The following is a 5,590-nucleotide window of genomic DNA, read 5'->3' as shown; positions in this document are numbered from 1 at the left end:
CCTGGGCCATGTCGAGGTCGCGGATGCGGCTTTCGGCAGCGGTCAGGTTCTGAGATGCCGTGGTCAGGTTGTTTATGGTGTGCTCCAACCTGTTCTGGTAAGCGCCGAGCTTCGCCCTTTGGCTGGAAACCTTGTCCAGGGCGGAGTCAATAACCGTTATGGAACGGGACGCCGAGCCACGGTCGGTGACCAGAACCCTGTTAATGCCAAGCGAGCGCACTGACATGTTCCCGATGTCTATTCCCATGTCTTCGCCTTCATTGGCGCCGATCTGGAAGACCGTGGAGTTGTCGGCAAGGTGAAGCGATGTCTCGTAGGTTCCGGTGTCATCCTCAAGCTCGAATTGCTTGGTAGTGTTATTCCAGCTTACTTTTACATCGGCCATGGCGTCGAACTCAACGTCCACGTTGGGATGCACTATGCCGATGAGCAAATTGCCCGTTACGTTTACGTTCTGCGCTACAGTTTTTCCGCTGTGAGCGTCCTCCACGTTTACGGTAAAGACGTTTTCCTTCGAGGCCTGAATCTGGCTTAAGCTCAGCGCCTTAAGCACATCCTCGTCGCCGGTGAAGGAGATCTCGCCGTTTTTGCCCGCCACGACGCTTCTGATGACAATGGTTCCGGCCACAGCATCGGGGGTGTTGGAGTCTTCCGCGCCTTCGTTAACATAGGTAACGAAGTTATCGGCATCTTCGTCGGAGACGTACTGACCCTGGCCGAGCTGATCCCTGATGGCCGAGTTGAGCTTGTCAACGACGTCGTCTATGGTGTCGGTGGCATAAAGCGTCACGGTGGCCTTCTTGCCGTCGCCCTGGATCATGGTGATGGTCTGGGGATCATCGAGCAGGAACTTGCCGTTGGCGTCCCAGAAGCGGTCTATGTCGCGCAGGCTGGCCCACTTGGGAGCCACATCCCCAACATCAGCCGTTATCGGGTTGATGGTTATGTCAGGAGGCGTGACGGTGAAGGTTACCTTACCGGTTAGATCTAGATCACTTTCTAGATCTTCTATAGCACTTTTAAATTTGACCGTAATTTTTCCGGCAGAACCGATATCAAATACAGCGTTAGTGTCATCAGAGCTTAGGCCTACTGTCGCTGATTCTTCCCCCCACTTAAGAACGGCACTGCTGATGCCACTATCACTTGCACTAAATGTCAGCGTATACTCCCCTGCCGGGACGACGCCGGTAATGGTTATTGGATTAGTCGTGGCCAATATACCATTGGAATCGCTAGTGACTACAGCAAGGTTGGGCGTATAAGTGAACTTCTGAGTCACTTCGTCCCCTTCGCCGATGCTCGCCAGCACGTCAGGATCAAGTGTGACCGTGATGGAATTACCTGTCGAAATATCGAATGTAGCGGTGTTATTAACTACGTTTGTCGTTTTGGTACTATCTCCAGGAGTAGTAAGCGTAGCTATAATTTTATTGTCGGTCCCGCGGGTGAGCGTGAGCTTATATTCTCCTGCCGTTACAGAGCCACCCGCGCTTACCGTAACACCTACATCAGTTATCACGTCTGTGGATATGTCGTGCTTCACCTTGAATATGTCGCTTTTCTGGATCTGTCCCTGGCCGGGCGTGGCCTCGATGGAGATCTTGAAGTTGCCCTCGGCGGCTGCCTTTTGGCCGAACTGGTCGATCTGACGCAGGCTGCCACGCACGAATGCCTTGGTCTCCAGCTTGTCGGAAGACCACAGCACCGATGCGGAGCCGTCCAAGAGCTTTTTCTTGTTGAACTGGGTCGTGGATGCGATGCGGTCCACTTCTTCCTTGAGCTGGTCAATTTCCGACTGGATGACCTGACGGTCATTTGCGGTGAGCGTGTCGTTTGCGGCCTGTACGGCCAGCTCCCTCATCCTCTGAAGGATGGAGTGCGTCTCGTTTAAGGCGCCCTCTGCCGTTTGGATCATGGATATGCCGTCCTGGGCGTTTCTTACAGCCATATCCAGCCCTCTCACCTGAGCCCTCATCTTCTCGCTTATGGCGAGCCCCGCCGCATCGTCGGCGGCGGTGTTGATCCTCAAGCCGGTCGAAAGCTTGTTGATGGATTTCTGCAGGGACTCGTTGGTGCTGTTCAAGGCATTATAGGTAAATAATGCTGGAATATTGTGGTACACTCTCATGAAACATTCCTCCTCCGTGAGTCATGTTTTTCTGCCCTTCCTGACAGAAAGTTTTGCCTAAAAACCAACCGCTTCTTGTTTAAACTAACTACTTACTTTTTCGAAGCAACCACCCCCTGGATCGTAAGCCTTCATTTATTAATCGGCATTTGCAGGCTCAAACTTTACACTGATTCCGAAGGCTTGCAAAAATTTTTCCTGAAATTTTTCCATGGGGATACCGGCGTTCATGCAGGCCTTCATTGTGCGCTCGGCAATGGAGGCAACCCACGTACCGCCGCTTGCCTGAAGCACTGCCAGCGCAAGCGGGATTTCTTCCTTAAACCTGTCAAGCAGTTTGGACACCTCGGACAAAAATTCCCTGTGTCTTCCTTCCCAGTAAAGGGCTTCTGCCCTGACGAGGTCACTCAAAAGGGCGTAATCTTCGACTTGGGCACCTCCGCTTATTTTAACGAAGGGCGCTAACGCCCTAAGCTGCGGCGAAAGAAGCGAAGCAAAGGCATAAAGCCACCTTTCGGACGTCTTTGAGGCCCTGAAAAACTGCTCTGCCTTCCCGCAGAAGCTCAAGAACATAATGTATTTACCGAAGTTGGCGCGGTATAAAAAGTCGTACCAGCTCCTGCAAAGCCCGTAAAGCCACGACGGCATCTCGTCTTTAAGGGCTTGTATCATCTGATCCAGCGGGGCCTCCATGTAGGCACCATAGGCTTTTACGACGAGCTCAAGAAATGCGTCAGGGTAAATCTTTCACCTAAAAAGCCGTCCCACCAGGGTTCGTCGCCAGAGGAAGCAACGGCAAGCCAAAGTTCATGCATAGGGATCGTTTCCTGCTCGTTCAGACCATGGTCGACGATGTCTTTTTCTTTCAAGATGGGCGAAAACATGCCCCAAATCCTTTTAACTTCCTTTAAGTAAGCTTTAGCAAACTCTACGTCTTCCAAAAACAGCTCGGCAATCTCCTTGGCTTCGTGAACGGTGCTTATCGACAAATTGTCGCCCAGCAGTTCGCCGCTGGCGCTGAACCTTAGAGAGGTGATGACGCCAAGCAGAAACTCGCATTTGTAAAATATGTCCCTCCAGGCTTCCAGGGCAGCTCCGTATGACTTTTCCACGGAATTAAGGGACCTTGGGGAGGCCTTAAGCCTCGTTACCCTTATAAGCTCTTTTCTTATGCCTTCTAAATCCTTAAGAACACCGTTTATCTCTCTCAGGATGCGGCGCTGGTTATCCAGGGTAAGGCCGATGCCATCCAGCTTTTCGCCCTTTAAAAACGAAGGAGCCGGGTCGCCTGCATGTTCTTTGAGCCTTTCCTTAAAGGGCACGTGTATGGCGCCGTTCATCCTGGCGCCGCCTTCGGTACAGTTGTAGACGGGCACGGAAGATGACGCGATCGCATGTTCAAATATCGTTAAAAACCCGTACCAGTGCCTGTTGGTCCTGACCGTTCCAAGGCCGTCCCAGGAAGTGACCTCAATCTGCAAGTCCGTCGGGGCCGACCCTTCGGCAAATCCGCTGGAATGCGTCCTGCCGCCTTCGCCGTAGGCAAGGTCCTGGCCGACGAAGATCACTTCTTTGGGGCAGATGGCCTGGGCCACCGAGTAGCAGAAATGCGCCACGGAAGAACCGACATTCAAACTATTCAAGCCAAGTATCTCGCAAGCCTTGGGACCCACGGCGTCGGATTGATTCGGAAAAAGGGGGCCGGGCCATTCGTAAATCAGCTTGGGATATACCTTGCTGCCGAAGGCCAAAACGGGTTTGCCTTCATGGGCGGAGAGGGCTTTTATCGCTTTTTCCAGTTTGTCATAGACCACGTGGGAGTAGTCGAGCGCCGCTATGACGTGGGGTATTATGCCCCTTTCTATCAGGTAGTTTGCGATGACGTCGTTGGCTATGATTACGCAGTGATGCTGGGCCTCCCTTAAAAGCTCGATTTGCTTGTCCAGGGAAGGGCCAGCCGAAACGACTATGGCAGGTTTTCCTTTCCAATGCTTTTGTATCTCCTGCAACGTCGCTACGTTTCTGTCCTTGTATATGTAGGCGTTTAACGCGGTCTGAGCCGTCTCCACCAAATTTCTTGAAAGCGGTATGGTGCTGGTGGAGATGGCAGAAAGAAGCATCCCCCTGTACTCGCTCAAAAACTGCTTCATCTTTGAAATGTCGTTTCCGGAATATTGCCTATGTACATATATGGAAGGCTCAATCTTGCCCATGAGCCTGACCCAGGGGGATATCTTGCGCCATTGGCCGTCCCTGTCGGTTTTATCTTCTCCCACGACGAAAAAAAGCTTCCCCTTTGAGATCAGATGAGAAAAATTGTGCAGACACAATGCCCAATACAGGAGAGCCGGATCGGGTTCGCAACAAATGATCCTTAAGTTTTCGTCCTTCTCAGTGAAGGTATTTAAAAAATGATTTCCAAGGCCTAACCCCAGCACGATGGCGCTTTTACAATCAGGGTTTCCGCTGATGCAGCTATAACCTAACCCGACATTTTCGACGAAACGCAGCTTGCCTTCGCCGTCGCGCAGTTCAACGTAAGGACCTTTGTAATTTGCTGTCCACGAAGCAAAGCCCAAATCTTTTGCCTTTTGCTCAAGAAACTCTGCCAGGTAAGGCTGAACCGCCCGCAGAGCTTCGAAATTAGCATTTTGTGTCAGTTCAAAATCTTTCATTGCTACAGACATCCTTTTTGCTCCTTAATATAAAGCTGTTTACTTAAATTTTTGCAACAGAACAACATGTCAAAAGTCTGTTGTAGCTTGTAATAGAGACTGTTTATGTATTTATCATTGTAAGAAATCCACCAGCGTGGGCTGTATTATCCTGGCTATGGTGGCCAAACTTGCCTGATAGACGGCTTGGGCCATGGCAAACTTCGTAACAGCTTCGGCAAGATCGGTGTCAGACACCTTGCTGTAAAGTTCGTTGTAATTCAAGTTCATCTGTTTCAGTCTGGAGCTTGAGGTTTGGTACCTTTTTTGAAGCGCGCCCGTCTGGGTGCGAACGCAAAGTATGTCATCAATGGCCTCGTCGAGTTTAGGCAAAATTGTGCTTGATATGCCTTCAACGTCGCCCTGCCTTACGGCTTGCATGAGGTCGTCGAGCAAACCGAAGAAATCGGTGGAGCCGATATCGGCAGAAGTCCGAACGGTCGTTATCTGATTATAAGGCCCTACACCGCCCCTCGAGGGCGAAGGGGAACCGGGCAATGACGGAGTGTCACCTTGAGCCTCGATGACGTATCCTTTCGGCGACCACAGCACAAACCGCATATCCACCGAGCCGTTATCCACAAGCTCTGCCCTGACGTCTCCGCTTTGAAATCTAGAGTTTACGGTGTTTACCAAATCATCTATAGTCATGCCCGCGGTATTTATGGTATGCGTATAGCCGTTAACAGTGATGTTTAACGGCCCGCTTCCCGTCCAACCGGAAACATCTAAGGTGCTACGCAAA

4 protein-coding genes are annotated in these 5,590 nt (G+C 51.2%); all 4 read right to left on the bottom strand.

All coding sequences use genetic code 11. From position 1 onward, the window contains the following. The coding region (locus Q7P41_RS04765; RefSeq protein ID WP_303882558.1) for a flagellin at window positions 1-2,131 on the bottom strand (2,131 nt) is incomplete at its 3' end. 138 nt (window positions 2,132-2,269) lie between these two features. Continuing rightward, window positions 2,270-2,803, bottom strand: coding sequence for a hypothetical protein (locus Q7P41_RS04760; RefSeq protein WP_303882557.1), 534 nt, complete (start codon window positions 2,801-2,803; stop codon window positions 2,270-2,272). 38 nt (window positions 2,804-2,841) lie between these two features. Beyond that, window positions 2,842-4,818 (bottom strand): motility associated factor glycosyltransferase family protein, encoded by a 1,977-nt coding sequence (locus tag Q7P41_RS04755; RefSeq protein ID WP_303882555.1) that lies wholly within the window; start codon window positions 4,816-4,818, stop codon window positions 2,842-2,844. Window positions 4,819-4,920: 102 nt separating this feature from the next. Then, window positions 4,921-5,590 (bottom strand): flagellin (locus tag Q7P41_RS04750; RefSeq protein WP_303882553.1); only part of this gene is annotated, 670 nt, incomplete at its 5' end.

It is taken from the genome of Acetomicrobium mobile (assembly GCF_937920065.1).
This window is presented reverse-complemented; position numbering and strand designations above follow the sequence as displayed.